11 protein-coding genes, 1 tRNA gene and 1 pseudogene are annotated in these 20155 nt (G+C 63.0%); 8 read left to right on the forward strand and 5 right to left on the reverse strand.

Features of this window, described 5'->3' with window-relative positions:
* Positions 1-69: 69 nt before the first annotated feature.
* Positions 70-855, forward strand: a complete 786-nt coding sequence (locus tag BJI47_RS09495; protein WP_088943518.1) for a TetR/AcrR family transcriptional regulator — start codon at positions 70-72, stop codon at positions 853-855.
* Here the strand turns inward: BJI47_RS09495 and BJI47_RS09500 are convergent.
* Positions 852-1478, reverse strand: coding sequence for a hypothetical protein (locus tag BJI47_RS09500; RefSeq protein WP_254900484.1), 627 nt, complete (start codon positions 1476-1478; stop codon positions 852-854). The genes BJI47_RS09495 and BJI47_RS09500 overlap by 4 nt on opposite strands.
* Positions 1479-1987: 509 nt before the next feature.
* On the opposite strand from BJI47_RS09500, the gene BJI47_RS09505 reads away from it, so the two are divergent.
* Together BJI47_RS09505 and BJI47_RS09510 are read left to right on the forward strand one after the other, a co-directional pair.
* Complete coding sequence (locus BJI47_RS09505) at positions 1988-11272, forward strand: type I polyketide synthase (RefSeq protein ID WP_088943496.1); 9285 nt, start codon at positions 1988-1990, stop codon at positions 11270-11272.
* Positions 11272-11664: a holo-ACP synthase gene (locus BJI47_RS09510; RefSeq protein ID WP_088943497.1), complete on the forward strand. Its 393-nt coding sequence runs from the start codon at positions 11272-11274 to the stop codon at positions 11662-11664. Before BJI47_RS09505 ends, BJI47_RS09510 begins: the two co-directional genes overlap by 1 nt.
* A gap of 89 nt (positions 11665-11753) precedes the next feature.
* On the opposite strand, the gene BJI47_RS09515 is transcribed toward BJI47_RS09510, so the two are convergent.
* Complete coding sequence (locus BJI47_RS09515) at positions 11754-12458, reverse strand: TetR/AcrR family transcriptional regulator (protein WP_168708373.1); 705 nt, start codon at positions 12456-12458, stop codon at positions 11754-11756.
* A 269-nt stretch (positions 12459-12727) separates the two neighbouring features.
* Here BJI47_RS09515 and BJI47_RS09520 point away from each other — a divergent pair, with 269 nt between their 5' ends.
* Both BJI47_RS09520 and BJI47_RS09525 read left to right on the forward strand, forming a co-directional pair.
* Positions 12728-14107, forward strand: a complete 1380-nt coding sequence (locus tag BJI47_RS09520; protein WP_254900485.1) for a hypothetical protein — start codon at positions 12728-12730, stop codon at positions 14105-14107.
* A gap of 79 nt (positions 14108-14186) precedes the next feature.
* Positions 14187-15533: a dipeptidase gene (locus BJI47_RS09525; protein WP_088943520.1), complete on the forward strand. Its 1347-nt coding sequence runs from the start codon at positions 14187-14189 to the stop codon at positions 15531-15533.
* On the opposite strand, the gene bcp is transcribed toward BJI47_RS09525, so the two are convergent.
* On the reverse strand, positions 15522-15995 hold the full coding sequence (bcp, locus tag BJI47_RS09530) for a thioredoxin-dependent thiol peroxidase (RefSeq protein ID WP_088943499.1): 474 nt from the start codon (positions 15993-15995) through the stop codon (positions 15522-15524). The genes BJI47_RS09525 and bcp overlap by 12 nt on opposite strands.
* A 79-nt stretch (positions 15996-16074) precedes the next feature.
* Between bcp and BJI47_RS09535 the strand changes: the two genes are divergently transcribed.
* The 3 genes and pseudogenes from BJI47_RS09535 to BJI47_RS09545 all read left to right on the forward strand — a co-directional run bounded on the left by BJI47_RS09535 (position 16075) and on the right by BJI47_RS09545 (position 18297).
* Positions 16075-16296: a DUF3618 domain-containing protein gene (locus tag BJI47_RS09535; protein ID WP_088943500.1), complete on the forward strand. Its 222-nt coding sequence runs from the start codon at positions 16075-16077 to the stop codon at positions 16294-16296.
* Between the two features lie 91 nt (positions 16297-16387).
* A tRNA-Lys gene (locus tag BJI47_RS09540) sits at positions 16388-16461 on the forward strand.
* A 706-nt stretch (positions 16462-17167) separates the two neighbouring features.
* A pseudogene (locus tag BJI47_RS09545) lies at positions 17168-18297 on the forward strand (integrase).
* A 27-nt stretch (positions 18298-18324) separates the two neighbouring features.
* Here BJI47_RS09545 and BJI47_RS09550 read toward each other — a convergent pair.
* Both BJI47_RS09550 and BJI47_RS09555 read right to left on the reverse strand, forming a co-directional pair.
* Positions 18325-19275: a hypothetical protein gene (locus BJI47_RS09550; protein ID WP_125458683.1), complete on the reverse strand. Its 951-nt coding sequence runs from the start codon at positions 19273-19275 to the stop codon at positions 18325-18327.
* A gap of 10 nt (positions 19276-19285) precedes the next feature.
* Entirely contained in the window at positions 19286-19699 is a 414-nt protein-coding gene (locus BJI47_RS09555; RefSeq protein ID WP_125458684.1) for a hypothetical protein, read from the reverse strand.
* Between the last annotated feature and the right edge of the window lie 456 nt (positions 19700-20155).

Genomic DNA, 20155 nt, shown 5'->3' on the forward strand with positions numbered 1-20155 from the left:
CTACAACGCCGAATCCCGACACAAACGCAGGTGCATCCCTGGTTCGGCGTACAGCGTACTGTGCGGGGTGTGGCAAGCAAGAAAGCGACCGTTTTCGATCCAGCGCGCACCCTCGGCCTGTTGTGGCGAGTGGACGAGAAGTCGAGTCGCAGCGGTTTGAGTATCGATGCGATCGTCGACGCCGCAATCGAGATCGCGGACGCCGAGGGGATCGATGCTGTGTCCATGCGACGTGTCGCCGATCGACTCGGCGTCGGTGCAATGTCTCTCTATACACACGTTCCTGGGCGCGAGGAACTCGCCGATCTGATGATCGACGCTGCTGTGGCGTCGTTGTATGCGAGTGTGGCCGAACCCACCTCGGCGACCGATGATTGGCGTGAGGGACTTCGATTCGTCGCGGAGCGGAATTGGCTTCTCTACCAACGTCACCCGTGGATTCTCGATGTCCAGGGTGCGCGTGCTGTGTTGGGTCCGCACACCAACGACAAGTACGAGGCAGAGTTGAGGGTCATCGACGGCGTAGGGCTCACGGATATCGAAATGGATTCGGTCCTCACTCTTGTCCTTACGCATGTCGCGGGCACCGCACGCGCGCTCGCTCGATTCGACAAGGTTCGCGAGGAATCTGGAATGACCGATGCTCAGTGGTGGGCCGCAACGGCGCCCGTTCTGGAGCGCGTCATGGACCACGCTGACTACCCGGTGTCGGCGCGGGTGGGAACCGCTGCATCGACTTCGTATGGCGCAGTGAGTGATCCAGTGCACGAGTACGTCTTCGGAGTCGACTGCATCCTCGAAGGGGTGGCCGCGCTGATCGAGCGTGGACGCGGCCACGTCCGCACCGACAGTTAGCCGGCGACCTTCAGCTCCGACCCTTGCTCGGGGAGAGGGAATCGGCGTTGATAGCGCCATACCGCATGCTCGAGCGCTGCACGTTCGACGTTCAAGCTCTCTGCGGTCACAGCGAGAAGCATCTCGGCACTCTCGCCGTCGAGCGTTCTTCCGACCGCGTACGAGGTGAATGCGATCACCTGCAGCAGCGAGTTCGGGGTGCGCTCGCCCACGAGGAACAGAGCGCACTCCCAGGTTTTCTTTCCGGACCCGGGGACGGCGGTGAATGCTGCGCGAAGTTCATCCGAATCGACGAGATCCTCAGCTCGTGCCACGCCGAGTCCGGTCAATGCCTTCGCGAGGCGTGCGGCGCACTCGGCCTTGGTAGTGGAGTTGCCGGCCACTCGCTGCCTGTTTCCGAGGATCTCGGCGAGTTCCTCGGGCTTTTCCACGAACGCGGCGAGCGCAGTCGGATCGTCCAGAGATTCGCACTTCCGATACTCGCGCCAACGGGAGATGACGCGCCTCACACCGGTCTCGGGTCCGCCGTAGGTTGCCCGCGCGGAGAACACTGCGTCGAGTAGCGCAGCCTCGATTTCCTGTGGCCATCCCGGATTCCAGTAGGGCGACTTAGCTGGTGTCACACATGTTTCGATGTGGACAGTGAGCGCCTCGCGGTCACGCTGCGAAAATATATGTGTAATCGATGAATACATGAATCCCCCCTGGGTTTATGTACTTCGAGAATGAATCGATGTACTTCGAGAAGCTACTCAGGGCCACCGACAGTTCGCGCCTGCGCTCACCGGAATGCTGTGTGACGAGGCTCATATAACGGAAAGGTAACAATAAATCTGAGGTTTCCCTCACGTTCGGCACGGTTCCATTCGGGCTGTGCCAGCACTGATGTTTGTTACCGGCGAGTTGCATCAACGGTAGGTAAAGGGCCTTCGGTGGCCGTACTCGCTGGTAGCAGTTGGACGTCCACCCAAACGTGAGGCTTTCCTCATGATTGTGTCTTAGCCTGGTGGTGCGCGGACAGAGTGACTCCGGTCCCCGACGGTCTTCCTCCACGGGGCCGCTGACCGCGCCGGCGAAGGGCCATCCACGAATACCTCGATATCCGAGGTGCTCACGAGAGGAATCTTGCATCTTGACGATCAACGAGAGCACACCATCACATGGACAAGGCGCGAGCAGGTCGCCAAAGAGCGGTGGTGGTTCTCGTACGCTCGCAGATCGGTTCGCGGCCGGTGAGCCCTACGCGCTGGCTTTCGGCGGACAAGGTGCCCCATGGCTCAGCTCCCTCGAGGAGCTCGCCCGCGACTCGGCACTCGAGCCCGAGCTCACGGACCTGGTCAACGAATCCGTTGCCATCCTCGCGCCGGTTGCAGATGAACTCCTCGTCGTGCGCTCGGTCGGATTCGATCCCATCGGCTGGATGCTCGAACAAGACCTCGCTGACGAGGACGATGCCGCCTCCACCTACGGCCCCTCTGAAACCGCACTTACCTCCGCGGCCGTATCGCTTCCCGGTGTATTCCTGACCCAGGTCGCTGCGCTGCGTGCGCTGAAGCTGCAAGGACTCGACCCCGCCCAGACGCCACCGGTCGCCGTCATCGGGCATTCACAGGGCCTCATCGCCGCCGAGTCGGTCAAGAGTGATGGTGCCGAGGACGCACATCTCCTTGCCGTCGCACAGCTCATCGGTGCTGCCGCAGGCCTGGTCGCACGTCGTAAGGGAATCATCGGAGCTGCCGATCGGGCGCCCATGGTTTCGGTTTCGAACGTGGAACCGGAACGGCTCTCGTCGATCATCGACGAACTTGCGATCCCGGGTGCGCCGGAACGTTCCGCGGTCCTCGCCATCCGCAATGGACGCCGTCGCGTCGTACTCGCGGGACCGCCTGCTCAGCTCGCTCGCGTGCAGGAGCGTAGCGAGCAGATCGCTGCCGAGGAAGAGCGTGAGCGCGATTCCAAGAAGCGTGGCGGTTCGGTATTCGCGCCGGTCTTCGAACAACTCCCCGTCGAGGTCGGCTTCCACCACCCCGCACTGGGCGATGCCGTAGAACTCGTTTCTGCATGGGCACAGCGCTGTGGCCTCGACGTGGACATTGCGCGCACACTCGCCCACAGCATCCTCGTCGCACCCGTGGACTGGGTCGACGCTATCGACGGCGTCGCAGATGCGGGTGCCGCCTGGATCCTCGACCTCGGTCCAGGCGACCTTCTGACTCGCATGACGACTCCGGCCCTGCGCGGGCAGGGTGTGGGCATCGTTGCCGCTTCCACGCGCGGCGGACACAGAAACCTGCTGACGCCGGGCGCTGCCCCCGAGGTTGCGCCGGCGTGGTCCGAATTCGCACCGAAGCCGATCACGTTGCCCAACGGTCGCGTCGTTGTCGAGACCACCTTCACCAAGCTCACCGGCCGTTCACCTATCCTGCTTGCCGGCATGACCCCGACGACGGTCGACGCGAAAATCGTTGCCGCAGCCGCAAACGCGGGCCACTGGGCAGAGCTAGCCGGTGGTGGCCAGGTCACCGAGGACATCTTCACCGACCGTGTCGCCGAACTGTCGCAGCTCCTCGAGCCCGGTCGCGCGATCCAGTTCAACTCGCTCTTCCTCGACCCCTACCTGTGGAAGCTTCAGCTCGGCGGCCGTCGCCTCGTGCAGCGCGCCCGCGCGGCAGGCGCCGCTATCGACGGCGTCGTCGTCACCGCAGGTATCCCTGAACTCGAGGAAGCCGTCGCGCTCATCGAGGAGCTTTCCGAGGCAGGCATTTCGCACGTGTGCTTCAAGCCCGGCACCGTCGCGCAGATCCGCGCCGTCATCCGGATCGCGAACGAGGTGCCCTCCTATCCCGTCATCGTGCATATCGAGGGCGGCCGCGCAGGTGGCCACCACTCGTGGGAAGACCTCGACGATCTGCTGCTCGCGACCTACGCAGAGCTGCGCGTACGCCCCAACCTGGTGATCTGTGTCGGTGGTGGAATCGGCACACCCGAGCGTGCAGCTGAATACCTCACGGGCCGTTGGTCCCTCGGCGCCGGTTACCCGAAGATGCCGCTCGACGGAATCCTCGTCGGTACCGCCGCCATGGCAACACTCGAAGCTACGACCTCGCCCGAGGTCAAGCAGCTGCTCGTCGACACACCTGGTACCCCGGACTGGGTCGGCGCAGGCACTGCATCCGGCGGAATGGCTTCCGGCCGTAGCCAGCTCGGCGCGGACATCCACGAGATCGACAACGCAGCCTCACGCTGCGGGCGCCTCCTCGACGAGGTCGCCGGTAACGCCGATGCCGTGGCCGAGCGTCGCGAGGAGATCATCGCGGCACTCGACGGAACCGCCAAGCCGTACTTCGGCGACGTGGAATCGATGACCTACCAGCAGTGGCTCACTCGCTACCTCGACCTGGCCATCGGCACGGACAAGCGCAAGGATTTCGATTGCGGCGGGGAGTTCACCGACGCGGTCGCCGAGGCCAACGATTCGGTGTGGCTCGACGTCACCTGGCGCACCCGCTTCCTCGAGATGCTCCAGCGCACCGAAGCCCGTCTGCACCCCGTCGACCGCGGCCCGATCCCGACGCTCTTCGCCGACGTCGACACGCTCGAACGTCCGCGTGCTGCACTCCGCTCGTTACTCGCTCAGTTCCCCGATGCAGGCGACGTCGTTCTGCACCCGGCAGACATCACCTTCTTCACCTCGCTCTGCAAGCTGCCGGGCAAGCCGATCAACTTCGTTCCCGTCGTCGACGGTGACGTCCGGCGCTGGTGGCGCAGCGACTCGCTGTGGCAGGCACACGATCCGCGGTACTCCGCCGATCAGGTTTGCGTCATTCCCGGAACCGTTGCCGTCGCCGGAATCACCCGTGTCGACGAGCCGGTCGGGGATCTACTCGATCGCTTCGAAAAGGCCACCGCCGACGAGTTGGTATCCGAGGGCAATGCACCGGCGCCCGCGGTGAGCCGCCGTTACGCAGGCATCGCGCCCGGTCTGCTCGGCATCGTTCTTGCTGCCCCTGACGTTGCCTGGGCATCACGGATGACGCAGAACCCCGTTGCACGTCTCGGCGACACCGCGGACTGGATCGTCGAATCCGACACTCTCGCCTCACACCCGCAGACCGGATCCTCGCTCATCGTGCAGGATTCGACTCATGTGGAACTGACCGTTCCGCTCGCCCCCGGCAAGGAGGTGCGCATCCGCTTGACTGTCCCCGTTTCGACAGTCGACGGCGGCGCCCCCGTCGTCACTGCCGAAGATGCGCAAGCTTCGATGTCCTCGCTACTCGGAATTGCTGCGGGACAGGACCTTCCCAAGGTCAAGAACGGTGTTGCGCGCGTCAACCTGGCGTGGATCCCTGATCTCGTGGCAGACCACGGCGGCGTCACCGGATCGGGTCTTCCCGACTCGCTGACCGTGAGCGGCAAGGCTGTTCCCGACGTACTCGTCGGAGCATGCTGGCCTGCCGTCTTCGCCGTCCTCGGCGCCACTCGCACAGCTGAAGGCATCGACGTGATCGAGGGCATGTTGGATCTGGTCCACCTCGACCACAGTGTCAACCTGGTAGGCGAACTGCCCACTGATGCATCGATTCTCGTCGTCAAAGCTGCGGCAGGAGAGGTGCTCGACACCGATCTCGGCCGCGTGGTCGAGGTCACCACCACCATCGGCGCGATGCTCGGGGAAGGTCTCGACGCGCCCGCTGTGGCAACTCTCGTCGAACGCTTCGCCATCCGCGGACGCACCGGCAAGGGTGAACTGTCCGATCCGGCCCCCGCCGGAGGCTCGGTCAGTGCTGACGCCAAGGACACACCGCGTCGTCGTCGCCGTCAGGCCACCATCCTCGCGCCGCGCAACATGGCAGCCTTCGCTCAGGTCTCGGGCGATCACAACCCGATCCACACCTCCGATGCGGCTGCGCTCCTCGCCGGTCTCGGTTCTCCGATCGTGCACGGCATGTGGCTTTCCGCCGCAGCGCAGCAGGCCGTCACCGCAATCGACTACGCGGACACCAAGACTCCGCCGCGTCGCCTGACCGCATGGACCGCCCGCTTCCTCGGGATGGTCCGCCCCGGAGCCGAAATCGACATTCGCGTCGACCGCACCGGATTCGATCAGGGTGCCGAACTCATCGAGGTGTCCTGCCGAGTCGCAGGCGAACTCGTCATGGTCGCCTCGGCTCGCACTGCGCCGCCGAAGACCGTCTATGCCTTCCCCGGACAGGGCATTCAGCGTCAGGGGATGGGTCTGGACGCTCGGTCGCGCTCGAAGGCCGCCCGTGAGGTCTGGGAGCGTGCCGACAAGCACACTCGTAAAGCTCTCGGATTCTCGATCCTCGCGGTCGTCCGCGACAACCCGACCACCCTCAAAGCGCGTGGCACCGTCCACCGCCATCCCGACGGCGTCATCCACCTGACCCAGTTCACCCAGGTTGCGATGGCTGTTCTCGGTGTAGCGCAGGTCGCCGAAATGCGGGAATCCGGTGTCTTCGTCGAGAATTCGATTCTCGCGGGCCACTCGGTCGGTGAGTACAACGCCCTCGCTGCCGTCGCTGGAGTTCTCCCACTCGAAGCAGTCCTCGAGGTCGTCTTCCAGCGTGGATCGGCCATGCATGCGCTCGTTCCGCGTGACGCATCCGGTCGAAGCGACTACCGCATGGCAGCGATCCGGCCGTCACAGATGGGTGTCGCGGATACCGATGTGCATGCCTTCGTCGCCGGTGTCGCCGAGGTCTCCGGTGAGTTCCTCGAGATCGTGAACCTGAACCTGCGTGGATCGCAGTACGCCATTGCCGGCACGGTTGCCGGCTTGGCCGCGCTCGAGAAGGAGATCGAGATCCGTGTCGCCGAATTCGGTGGCAAGCGCGCCTTCATCGTGGTGCCCGGCATCGACGTGCCGTTCCACTCGACGGTGCTGCGTGGGGGAGTCGACGACTTCCGCAGCCGACTCGAAACATTGCTGCCCGAAGACCTCGACCCGGAGATCCTGATCGGACGCTACGTGCCGAACCTGGTGCCCAGGCCGTTCTCGCTCGAGCGTTCCTTCATTCAGGAAATCGCGGACCTCGTTCCCTCCGAACCCCTGAACAAAGTTCTCGCGGACTTCGATTCCTGGGCCGCACGCCCGCATGATCTGTGCCGCGTCGTGCTCACGGAATTGCTGGCATGGCAGTTCGCCAGCCCGGTCCGTTGGATCGAGACACAGGATCTTCTGTTCGCTGAGGAAGCAGACGGTGGACTCGGTGTCGAGCGTTTCGTCGAAATCGGTCTCGGCGCAACGCCGACGGTCGCCAACCTGGCTTCGCAGACACTGAAATTGCCGGGCCGCTTCGGATTCCCGGTCGAGGTGCTCAACCTCGAACGTGAGGCCGCGATCGTCTACGGCACCGATACCGATCCCGCGCCGGTGGAGGAAGAGGAGTCCGCTCCGGCCGAGACCGCCGCTGCTCCTCCCGCTGCCGCTGCCTCGGCTCCCGCTGCCGCACCTTCGGCTCCATCCGGTGGTCCGCGGCCGGACGACATCTCTTTCAGTGCCTCGGACGCAACCAAGATCCTGATCGGACTGTGGACCAAACTGCAGCTCGATCAGATCGGACCTGCCGACACCATCGAGGCACTGTGCGACGGCGTCTCCTCGCGTCGTAACCAGTTGCTCGTCGACCTCGGTTCCGAGCTTTCCCTCGGAGCGATCGACGGCGCAGCCGATGCCGACATGGGCGCGCTCTCCGGCACGGTCAACAAGCTCGCCCGTACCTACAAGCCCTTCGGCCCGGTACTGAGCGATTCCATCAACGACCACCTCCGCAAGGTCTTCGGGCCCTCGGGACGTCGTCCGGCTTCTATCGCCGATCGCGTCAAGAAGGTATGGGAACTCGGTGACGGCTGGGCGCATCACGTCACCGCCGAGGTCGCTCTCGGAACTCGCGACGGCTCCTCGGTCCGCGGCGGCGCACTCGGCGGCTTGGCCGACGGTGCACTCGCCGACGGCAGTGCAGTCGATAACGTCATCGACTCGGCCGTGGCCGCTGTCGCCGCTCGCCGCGGTGTTGCAGTGTCGCTGCCCCAGACCGGTGGCGGAAGCGGAGGAACCGTCGATGCGGCCGCTCTCGGTGAGTTCACCGAGCACATCACCGGACGCGACGGAGTGCTGGCTTCGGCTGCGCGGCTCGTCCTCGAACAGCTCGGCTTCGCCGATGCTCCCAGCGCCCTGGCAGCGGACAACCCGGACGCCGCATTGGTGGATTTGGTTGCCGCAGAACTGGGTTCGGACTGGCCGCGACTCGTCGCCCCGGCATTCGATGAGCGCAAGGCCGTTCTGGTCGACGATCGTTGGGCAACGGCGCGTGAGGACCTGGCCCGGTTGTGGCTCGGTACCGCAGGCGACATCGCCGTCGAAAGCTTCGCCGGTGCAGGTAAAGCTGTTGCAGCTCAGGCCCAGTGGTGGAAGTCGAAGGCGCAGACCGAACGCAAGACCACGCTGGCCGAGCTCTACGGCCGTATCGCGGACATCGCTCAGTCTTGCGAGGACAAGGGCGAATGGTCCGACGAAATCGCCGTCGTCACCGGAGGCAGCAAGGGGTCGATCGCCGCTTCGATCGCCGCCAAGCTCCTTGGGGGCGGTGCAACCGTATTCATCACCACCTCCAAGCTCAACGACGAGCGACTGAAGTTCTACCGCGAGCTCTACCGGGCGAATGCTCGCGCCGGTGCAGCACTGTGGGTCGTTCCGGCCAACATCGCCTCGTACACCGACGTCGACGCACTCATCGAGTGGATCGGTTTCGATCAGGTCGACAATGCAGGCGGGGCGAAGACTCTCGTAAAGGCAGGCGTCACACCCACGATGCTGTTCCCGTTCGCTGCACCTCGCGTAGTCGGCGAACTGTCCGACGCAGGTGCCCGCGCCGAGATGGAGATGCGGGTTCTGCTCTGGTCGGTCGAGCGTCTCATCGGTGGATTGTCGAAGATCGGTTACGACAACGACATCGACACCCACCTGCACGTCGTACTGCCAGGTTCACCGAACCGCGGCATGTTCGGCGGCGACGGTGCCTACGGTGAATCGAAGGCAGCCCTCGACGCCATCGCCACCAAGTGGGGCTCGGAGAAGAACTGGGCCGAGCGTGTTTCCATTGCTCACGCGCACATCGGGTGGGTTCGCGGAACCGGACTCATGGGCGGAAACGATCCGATCGTCGAGGCCGTCGAGGCCGAAGGCGTGCGGACATGGTCGACGAGTGAGATGGCAACCGAACTGCTGAAGCTGTGCGAGCCTGCCGCTCGTCGTCAGGCTGCGCAGGCGCCGCTGCTTGCCGACCTGACCGGTGGACTGGCGAACACGAAGCTCGATCTCGTCGAGCTTTCCCGTGCCGCAGCCGACGCGGCCGGCGAGAAGGTCGAAGAAGTACTCGACAGCTCGGTGATCGCGGCTCTGCCTGCACCGCCGCGTTTGTCCACCTCGACCACTGCTCCGGCATGGCCTGCGCTCGATGTCGATCCGAAGGACCTGATCGTCATCGTCGGTGCCGGCGAGCTCGGACCGTACGGAAGTGCGCGTACGCGCTTCGAAATGGAGGTCGACGAGGAGCTCTCCGCCGCAGGCGTTCTCGAACTCGCATGGAACACCGGTCTGGTCACGTGGGAGAACGATCCCAAGCCGGGCTGGTACGACATCGAATCCGGTGACCTCGTGCCGGAAGCCGAGATCGCCGACAAGTACCACGACATCGTCGTCGAGAAGTGCGGTATCCGCACTTATGTCGACGACGGCGCCATGGTCGGCAACACTGCGCCGCTGATGACCTCGATCTTCCTCGACAACGACCTGACCTTCGTGGTCGGCACCGAGGTCGACGCACGTTCGTTCGCTGCGGCCGATCCCGAGCACACCGTCATCGCACCGGTACCGGAGTCCGGTGACTGGCAGGTCACTCGCAAGGCCGGAACCGAGATTCGCGTGCCGCGCAAGATGAAGCTCAGCCGCACGGTCGGTGGGCAGATTCCCACCGGCTTCGATCCGACCAAGTGGGGCATCTCGCCGGATATGGCGAGCTCCATCGACCGCGTCGCACTGTGGAACATCGTGACCACCGTCGATGCGTTCATCTCCTCGGGCTTCAACCCGTCGGAACTGATGCGCTGGGTGCACCCCACACTGGTCGCCAACACGCAGGGCACCGGCATGGGCGGTATGGAATCCATGCGCTCGCTCTACATCGATACCTTGCTCGGCGACGCTCGTGCGAACGACATCCTGCAGGAAGCATTGCCGAACGTCGTTGCAGCGCACGTGGTTCAGTCGTACATCGGCAGCTACGGCGCGATGGTTCACCCCGTCGCAGCGTGTGCAACCGCCGCCGTCTCGGTCGAGGAAGGCGTCGACAAGATCAAGCTGGGCAAGGCGCAACTCGTCGTCGCCGGTGGTTTCGACGACCTGAGCAGCGAAGGCATCATCGGTTTCGGTGACATGTCCGCCACCGCCGATTCGGCTGCCATGTCCGCCAAGGGAATCAGCGATCGTCGATTCTCCCGGGCCAACGACCGGAGGCGCGGCGGATTCGTCGAGTCGCAGGGCGGCGGAACGGTTCTGCTCGCTCGCGGTGACCTGGCGCTGGAAATGGGCCTTCCGGTCCTCGGTGTCGTTGCGTACGCACAGTCGTTCGGCGACGGCGTGCACACCTCCATCCCGGCTCCGGGACTCGGTGCGCTCAGTGCCGGTCGCGGGGGCAAGGATTCGTCCTTCGCCTTGTCACTCAACGCACTCGGCGTCAGTGCCGACGATGTGGCCGTGATCTCCAAGCACGACACCTCGACTGCCGCGAACGACCCGAACGAGGCCGAACTGCACACCCGCCTGGCCAAGGCAATCGGACGCACCGACGGAGCACCGCTGTTCGTCGTCTCGCAGAAGAGCCTGACCGGCCACTCGAAGGGTGGAGCCGCAGCATTCCAGCTGATCGGCCTCTGCCAGGTGCTCAGCAACGGAGTCATCCCGCCGAACCGCAGCCTCGATTGCGTCGACGACAAGATGACCGAGTTCGAACACCTCGTGTGGGCACGCGAGCCGCTGCGTTTCGGCGACTCGGTACCGCTGAAGGCAGGACTGTTGACCAGCCTCGGCTTCGGTCACGTATCCGGTCTCATCGCCGTGGTGCACCCGCAGGCCTTCCTCGAGGCCGTGCCTGCAAGCCGTCGCGCCGACTACATCGCTCGCGCCAACGACCGACGCATCGCCGGTCAGCGCAGGCTGATCTCCGCGATGGTCGGAGGTGACGCACTGTACGAGCGGCCCGAGGACCGACGGCTCGGACACGACGGGACGCCGGCAAAGGCGTCGCGCGAACTCGAAGCGGACATGTTGCTCACCGAGGCAGCCCGCCTCGGCGACGACGATGTCTACCGCTCGGGTCTGCCGGGGTGCAAGTAATGGCTATTCTCGGAGTAGGTTTCGACCTGGTGACCGTGTCCGATTTCGCCGAGCAGATGAACAAGGCCGGCACGACGATGATCCGCGACAGCTTCACCGCGGGGGAGCGTCGGCACTCGGCAACGAAAAGTTCCGACCCGGCTCGCCACTACGCAGCACGGTGGGCCGCGAAGGAGGCCGTTCTCAAGGCCTGGGCGACTTCACGTTTCGCCAGGCCACCGCAGATCGGTGACAATCCGTACCCCCTCATCGAGGTCGTCAACGATGCCTGGGGACGGCCGTCGATCAAGCTGCACGGCATGGCTCAGGAATTTCTGCCGACAGTCAAGATTCATTTGTCCCTGACTCACGACGGCGATATCGCTGCAGCCGTGGCGATCTTGGAAGAATAGGTCTGTAAACACACGACGCCGGTCCGCTCTTGACGAGCGGGCCGGCGTTCGTGGTTTCGGCGGTCGCCCTGGAGGGGCCGAGCGCAGATCTACTCGGCGGAGGCTCCCGAACGCCTGCTGTCCCTCTCGGCGCCGAGAAGGTACGCGGTCATGATGCGTTTGAGTTCGGCGACGGCATCCTCGTGGCTCTGCCCGTCCTGAACGGAGAAGTTCAACATCGAGTAGACGATGTGGACGAGCACCTGGGCCATCAGATTGCGTCGCACTCTCGGGGTCCGCGGAGTGAGCGGGCCGAGCATGCGGGCGACCTGGTCTGCGAACTCGCGTTCGTGGATGACGCCGGTGGCGCGCGTGGACGGAGTGGACTGCATTGCTAGCCACACCTCCCGACGCGAGGGATCGGACATCCACATATTGGCCATGTGGTCGACGAATTTGTTGAGGAATCGAAGCCAATCGAGCGACGGCACCTCGCCGTTGAAGTCGGCCAGTTCTTGTTGAACGCCGACGACGTCCTGCCGGTTGAGCTCGCACACGATCACGTACTTGTTGGCGAAGAACTGGTAGAGGGTGCCGATCGGCAGCTCGGCGCGAGCGGCAACTTCCTCGCAGGTGAACGATTCGAATCCGGCGTCGCTCAGCACGTCCCGTGATGCGGCAAGCAACGCGTCGAACTTGCGTTGGCTACGTTCTTGGGTAGGACGCCGCCGCGGCATCAGCTCCTGTGTCTCTACCGTCGATTCGAGCGCTGCGTCTATTCGTCTCGCAGCCTGGGCGCTAGCAGAGGACTCCACGCCCCCAGGCTAGCGGCCCGAGCGTCATCTACTCCACTACGCAGAGTTACAGACACCGAGTGGCGGCTCCAACCAGAGAAACCCCAGTCCACCTCACCGTGCCGCTCTCCAAAAATAAATTGACAGATCTGGAGTTGCTTTCTGGCCAACAAAACCATCTGTGGGTATGGTTCTGCTATCAATTCAATCGTCGTGAAGGGTGACGTCGTCGATTTCGTATCGGAGACGCTCATGTCGGGAGCCCCACCCTTAGGCACAGGAGTATTTACGTGGCCACTATTGGTCTTTCCATCGAGTCGGGCGCGCTGCGCGCCGTCCTTTTCGATGGGGTCGAAGATTCGGTAGCGGCAAGCCAGGTCACCGCGCTGGACGACGGCGTTGCAGCATCGCTGACCGCTGCCGTAGAGAGCATGCGTGAACTTGCCGCGGCCGCTGAAGTCGCGGTGGACGGCATCGGAGTGGTGTATCGCTCGGATGAAGAGCGTGCGCTGTTCGAGTCGGCGCTCGAGGAGTCGGACGTCGATTCGGTGTCGATGATCTCCGCATCCTCTGCATTGCTGGGGTGGCTGGCGAGATCGCCCGAGTTCACCTCCGCCGAGCGAGTCCTTCTCTATTACATGGGCCCGTCGGGGGTATCGATTTCGCTCGCCGACGTGGCGAAAGAAACCCTGTCGCCCGCCAAGGCGGTGGCAATCGATTCGCCGACCCCCGAGCGGATCGGCGGCACGGTGGCGCTGGCGTGGGAAGTTCTCGACGAGGCCTCTACCGAGGCCGACTCCGTGGCGCTGTTCGGAGACCTCTCGGGCAACAGAGATGTGGTCGACATCCTTTCCCTCGGGCTCGGCGTGCCGGTGATTCGAGTCGGCGACGCCAATCTGATCGCAGCCAGCGGTGCGGGACTGCTCGCAGAACGCAACGTGGTTCGCGAAGAGCCGTCGGTCCTCGATGACGACGGTGCGCCCGATGACGACGGTGCGCCCGATGACGCTGTCGACGTTGTCATCCCGGTGACGGACACCGAAGACGAATCCGAGACGGTATCGGCGGTAGCACCTGCCGCTCCCGCGTTGGTGACGTCGCAGCCTCCCGTCGTGACCGCAGAGGTGCGCCAGACGCAGGTGCGTCGTTCCACGCCCCGCAAGAAGCTCGTGCTCGCCGGAGCTTTGCTGGTGGGAATCCTTTCCGGTGGGGTCGCGCTGGCATCCAGCCTGCCCGCGGATTCGCCGAAGAGTCAAACCCCCACGGAGGTAGCGAAACCGAGGTCGACGGCAATCGATACCGAGTTGGGTACGAGCGAAAGCGTCGCGGCGCGGCCCCCGGCCCTGACGCCGGAGCCGGCCCCGCCCGCACCTCCCGCTTCGTGGGCGCCGGAACCGGTGTTCTTGCCTGCGCCTGTAGTCGAAAATTGGACCGTCGATCCAACGACCGGCGTCGCGAAGCCACGTGAAACGTTCACCCCGATACCGGCCCAGTCGATCCCCCCGGCAGCCGCTGTAGTGCCGGGAAGTGAGGTGGCTCCTCCGGAGTTCGCCGTCCCGGTCATCATTCCCGAGCCAGGGAAATCCCAGGAACAGCTCGAACAAGAGGCTTGGGACCGGCACTGGCAGCACACTGCGCAGTGGGTCGAACAAGAGATCCACGAAAACTGACGCTCTGCCCGACCACCCTGCACGATGACACAATGATCGGCAAGGGTAGAGACGGTCGGTAAGAGTGTCAGGAGTGACGATGTCGGATGTTCGATCGGCGATTTCCGCAGACATGCCGCGGGCTCAGCGTGAACTACGAGAGTTGGTGGCGTTCCGATCGGTTCACGACGAACGTCAGTTTCCGCGTGAAGAGTGTGTGGCAGCGGCCAACTGGGTCCGCAGTGCATTCCTGGACGCCGGAATGGATTCGGTGGAGCTGATCGAGACCGACGACGATTCGCTGGCTGTCGTGGGGCACCGGCCTGCGCCCGCAGGTGCGCCGACAGTGCTGCTGTATTCGCACTACGACGTCCAACCGCCGGGGGACCGATCATTGTGGGACAGCGAGCCGTTCGAACTCACCGAGTCTCGAGGCCGTTGGTTCGGCCGCGGCGCAGCGGACTGCAAGGGCAACGTGGTCATGCATCTGCTGGCGCTGCGCGCACTCGGCGACGACCTTGCCGTCGGAGTCACCGTGGTTTCCGAAGGTTCGGAAGAGATGGGCACCGGCGGACTCGAAGCACTCGTGCAGGCGAGGCCCGAACTGTTCGAATCCGACGTCATCATCATCGCCGACACCGGCAATGCTGTCGTGGGTCGACCGACCGTGACGACGACATTGCGCGGAATCGCCAATGTTGTGGTCCGAGTGGACACATTGAGCGGCGAAGTCCATTCCGGAATGTACGGCGGCCCAGCCCCCGACGCCCTTGCTGCACTGATCCAGTTGCTGTCCACACTGCGAGACGAGCACGGCAATACCGTCGTGGACGGATTGGATACGAGCCAGGTGTGGGACGGCATCGACTATCCAGCCGATCGGTTCCGCGCTGACGCAGGGGTATTGGACGGGGTGGACCTTGCAGGCTCGGCTTCGGTTGCCGACGCAGTGTGGGCGCGCCCGGCTCTGACGGTTCTGGGAATCGACTGCCCGCCCGTCGTCGGTTCGGCGGCCGCAATTTCGCCGACGGCGTCCGCACGCCTCAATCTGAGGGTGCCGCCCGGCATCGACCCACAGGCCGCTCAGGATGCACTCGAGGCCCATCTACGGGCGCACGTGCCGTGGAGCGCGCGCGTGAGTATCGAGCGCGAGGCCATCGGCTCGCCGTTCCGAGCGCGAACCGACGGCCCCGGCTACGCAGCTCTCAGCGACGCGATGAAGGAAGCATTCGGCAAGGACGTGTCCTCGGCAGGGCAAGGTGGTTCGATCCCGCTGTGCAACGTTCTCGCACAGACGTTCCCGAAAGCCGAGATCGTGCTCATGGGCGTCGAAGAACCGCTGTGCCGCATCCATGCACCCAACGAAAGCGTCGACCCACGGGAGATCGAGAACATCGCCGTCGCCGAAGCCCTGTTTCTGCAGAAGCTCGGACGGTCAGACCGATAGGTCTCGGCGGAGCTTCGCAACATGTCCGGTAGCGCGGACGTTGTACTGCGCTACCTCGATCTTGCCGGCCTCGTCGACGAGGAACGTCGAACGAATGACACCCTGCACCGTCTTGCCGTACATCTTCTTCTCGCCGAAAGCGCCCCACGCCAGAAGCGTCGACTTCTCCGGGTCGGAGAGCAACGGGAAGTTCAAGCCCTCCGCGTCGCGGAACTTAGCGAGCTTCACCGGCTTGTCGGGGGAGATGCCGATGACCGCGAGGCCTGCGCCGTTGAGTTCGGCCAAACTGTCGCGGAAATCGCACGCCTGCTTGGTGCAGCCCGGCGTACTGGCAGCGGGGTAGAAGTAGACGACGACCTTCTTGCCCGCGTAATCGGACAGAGAGACGTCGTTTCCGTCAGCATCGGGCAAAGTGAAGGCCGGTGCAGAGTCGCCGGGCTCGAGCTTCTTGTTGTCGGTCACCGGAGAAGCGTAACCAAAAACAGCAGTGCTCTACTCTCGACAACGACAGACGAAGAATTTGCGACAAGTTGGAGGACACGTGGCCAAGGACACCGACCGGATCGAACGCGAGATCGAGGCCGCTCGCAATCAGCTCGCCAGCACACTCGACGAGCTGAGCGTCCGCGCGAGCCCCAAGCGCATCGTCGAAAGCACAAAGCAGACCGTGGTCGCCAAGCTCAACGAACCGCCGGTGAAATACACCCTCATCGGAGTCGGCGCAGTAGTCGCAGTGCTCGTCATCCGCAAGATTTTCAGCTAAAAAGCGCCTCTGACCAGCCGATTTCACATCCGGTCAGCGATCCTGTTAAAGTTTTCCCCGGCACCACAGAGAACGACGGTGGTGCTGATCGGCGCCATTAGCTCAGTTGGTTAGAGCAGCTGACTCTTAATCAGCGGGTCCGGGGTTCGAATCCCTGATGGCGCACAAGAATGACCCCCTGACCAGCATAAATGCCGGTCAGGGGGTCATCTTTTTGCCTCGGGGTGTCAGGTCTACTCATCACTTTGAGGGCAAAGTGATGAGTAGATTAGGGGGTGTTTCCCCACTTCGCGTTCGATTTCGCGGCAGTTTCGATGACTTGATTCGCAGAACCGTTTGGCGCGGGAGTCAGGTGCGTTGGCCCTGCGCATCGGTGCTTCTGACCTCCGCGTTTAGGCGATACACGTGTAGTCGGATCGCTGAACGTGTGCGGCTATGCCGGGTAGGTCATCATTTACTCATCACTTTGAGCCGCTGATGCCTAGGCTCGGGGCGCCAATCGGCGGGGGAGTCAGATCAAGTCTTGTCGATGTGTCGATTGACAAGTCCGTTTAGAAATGGCTGCAGAGCTGCCTTGGTGGCGCGATTTTCAGACCGCGGCCGCCGCACCGCAACCCGATGCGGCGCCGACCGAACCCATGCAAGCGCATTGGGAGTTTGTGGTGAGCGGGGAGGCGGGTCTTGTTTATTTGTTGTTCGTTGAATGACGAGTCTTGAGGCACCCGGCACCCACGCTTGTAGATTGCATTCTCCGCAATGTGCGGGCGAAAGGCTCTAGCTAAGTGCAGTTTCGCTCCGTGCCTGTCGTGACGAGCGATAGGCTACCGGTACGGACAAACGGCCAGGCCGAACACCCGCAGTGAGCGTATCGGTGGGCGCTGAGGGGCTTACGTCCACGGCTGTGGAGCCCGAGATCCCGCCGGCCGTGGCTAAGCGGATCACCAAAGCGGTCGAATCATCACGGTCCGAGGGGCTCGCCGGACCTATGCCGCAGGATGGCGCCGGTTCACTGGCTGGTGCGAGCCGGAGTGTCATGTCTCGTTGTCGGCGCACCCGGTCACCGTCGCGGCGTATCTCGTCGACGCTGCCGACACCCGCACCGAGACGGGAGGGCGGACCTACGCCGTGGTGACTTTCGGTACCAGGCTCGCGGCGATCAACCATCAACACTGCATCGCGGGCACCTGTCCACGTCGGCGCATAAGGTCGTGACCGCGACCTTGTCCGGAATCCGGCGCAAGCACGCCGCAGCCGGGGACCGCCCCCGCACATCACGAGACCCGTTGCTAGTCGACGACATCAAACTCCTTGTCGAGACCGCACGGGAGCGGTGCCGGCGGTGGGCCGACGAGGTCCTAGAGCGCCGGGATTCCGCGATTCTGCTGCTCGGTTTCGCCGGTGCCTTCCGCCGCAGTGAACTCTCCGAACTGGTGTGCGGGGACGTCACCTTGCACCGGCACGATGGATTGTAAGTCCGTCTACGAAAGTCGAAGACCGACCAGGAGGGCAGGGGGGCGGTGAAGGCGTTGCCGTACACCGAGTCCCACGAGACCTGCCCACCGTGTGCCTACGTTCGGTGGGCACAGGTCGTTGCGGCATTCGATTCCGGCGGCCGACCGTCGGTAATCCGGCTGCTCCGCAAGCGGGATCCGTTCGACGACCATGTGTGCCGTGTGGGAGTACTACGCACCGCTGCCCGCGCTCCGCTACTGCGGGCCGTCGCGAAGAACGGGAACCTCAGCATGTCGTCGCTATCCGAAGCCGCAATTCACCAGACCATCCGCCGCCGCGCCGAATACGCCGGATACGACCCCATAGCGCTGACCAAACTGGGCGGGGCACTCGCTCCGCGCCGGCTTCGTCACCCAAGGCACCCGCAACGGCGCCGACGGATCCGAGATCGCCCGCCAGACCGGACACGCCAGTCTCGACTCGGTCGAGGTGTACCGCCGCGAGTATGCGCCGCTGATCGGCAATGCCGTGATCAATATCGGCCTTTAGGTGGACGTGCCAGTGTGGGGCCGAACCCTAACGAGTTGCTTTTTTGTCTGCACGAAAACCCGTGTTAGTCAGCGAGCCGGTGAACAGGTCTTCGTTTAGCAAATACAAAACCTGAGGAACGTCATCGGCGGTGATTGTGAGGTTTCCCTCCGCATCCAAAAGCCTGGATGCATCTAGTTCATTGTCCTCCATAGCCCTCCGCAGTTCTTCAGTTGAAACGGTGGATAGATGGTCGCGTCGAACTATTGCCTCAAGCCGAGCCTTCAGTCGCGAATCTCTAGAGACCCGTTGAGTCAGAACATCCTTACTCTCGCGGCCAAGCGGCACGTGGGTGGCCAATTGATCAATCCACTCCGGAATTTTCCTAGCCAGAGTTTCTTGATCTCTGAAAAACGCAACGAAGACGGTTTGGCTCAAGATGTAAAGATTTTCCTCTGACACGACGAGATCAACCCATCCGTCGAACGCGAAAATCGGATCATCCACAGTCTGGAGGGTATCAGCGAGCGTGGAATAAATGCGGCCCCGTTTCAGGCCCCTACGCGGATTGCTTCGGCGAATGAACACTGTCCTGTCGCCGGGGTCTCCGATTACAATTGCATAGAAGCTAACGTCTCCGGTTGGAAGGTGCTTTGGGTTGATGGCCTCCAACCGCTCGGCCTGGGACAGCACCTCTAGAAACTTCTTTCCGTCATGGTCGCTGGTAAGTCGTGGTGCATCTCCGACCTCACCCACATCGAGCACTAAGAACGTCTCTGGAGTCAGGTCCGCATCGGGGGTCCAGTCAGCCGCCTCTCGTGTCTGCAAGTCAGCGATCGCACGTCTAGCCACACTGCGGAATTCCGCCGCCACATCAGTGCCGAGCAGTATTTGTCGAATCTTTGTATTTCTACCTGACGTCCAACCAACGGACAGCGTAATAGGCGTAGGCGCCTCGACATTAATAGACGCAAGAATTTCCGGGTTTTGCGTGGTCATTGCACTCGTTTCATCTTAATATCAGAGTTTGCGGCGAAATCGGCGAAGCGTAGATCGTCGAATTCACCCGGGGCTTGGTCTTTGATATAACCATCACACTGGTACCTTCACGTGTTGTGGCATCAAAAATTTTAAAGCCAATGAACAGCAAGCCAGGATTAATGATCGAAATTTCGGTCCGCACCAGCATCAATATCACCAGCAGCATGAAAACTGAATACGCTGCTAAATTGTACGGGTCGTCCACTGTTACGAACAGAAAAGGGAGAATAAAGGTCACCAAGTAAGTTGGGATTTGAAGGGTCTCGTCTTTAATTGAATCGATCTGAGTCGGCACGGGTTCGATTGAGCGTCGACTGTAGACAGTCAAGAGCCCGATTGGAAAGAGTAGGAGTGCGAGCCCAACAGTCAAGCCACCAGCCAAGGTGTGTTCACCTAGGTATCTAATCCCTACGACAAGCAAACCGGGCGCTAGAGAGGACAGGAACAGCCAAAGACGCGTCATGTCAGAGCCCGATCTGGACCGGCATCTGGTCCCCAAATGCACGCTGAGCGCGGCGGACCGCGTGACGTTGACTTATGCCGATAAAAGTTTGTTGTACGACACCGCCTTCGCATACATGAGCATGAGCGACGAGGCCCGGTGTACGTCCTGCGCGCACGCTTGGGGCTTGCAAGCCGGCAGTGGTGTCGAGCGGCGTCATTGGTCGATTGTTTCACCTCCGTCCGACACGCGACTGGTTGGGCGACCTACAGCAAGACCTTGACGATCCGGAGGTTGTCGTTAACGGGCGGTAATCCAACCTCGTTGCCGGTCAGTGGCGCCGAGCGACCGTGATCGACGCGGCGATGCCGATCCACCTGTTAATCGCTCTGCGCG

The sequence above is a fragment of the Rhodococcus sp. 1168 genome (genome assembly GCF_002091955.1).
Lineage (GTDB): Bacteria > Actinomycetota > Actinomycetes > Mycobacteriales > Mycobacteriaceae > Rhodococcoides.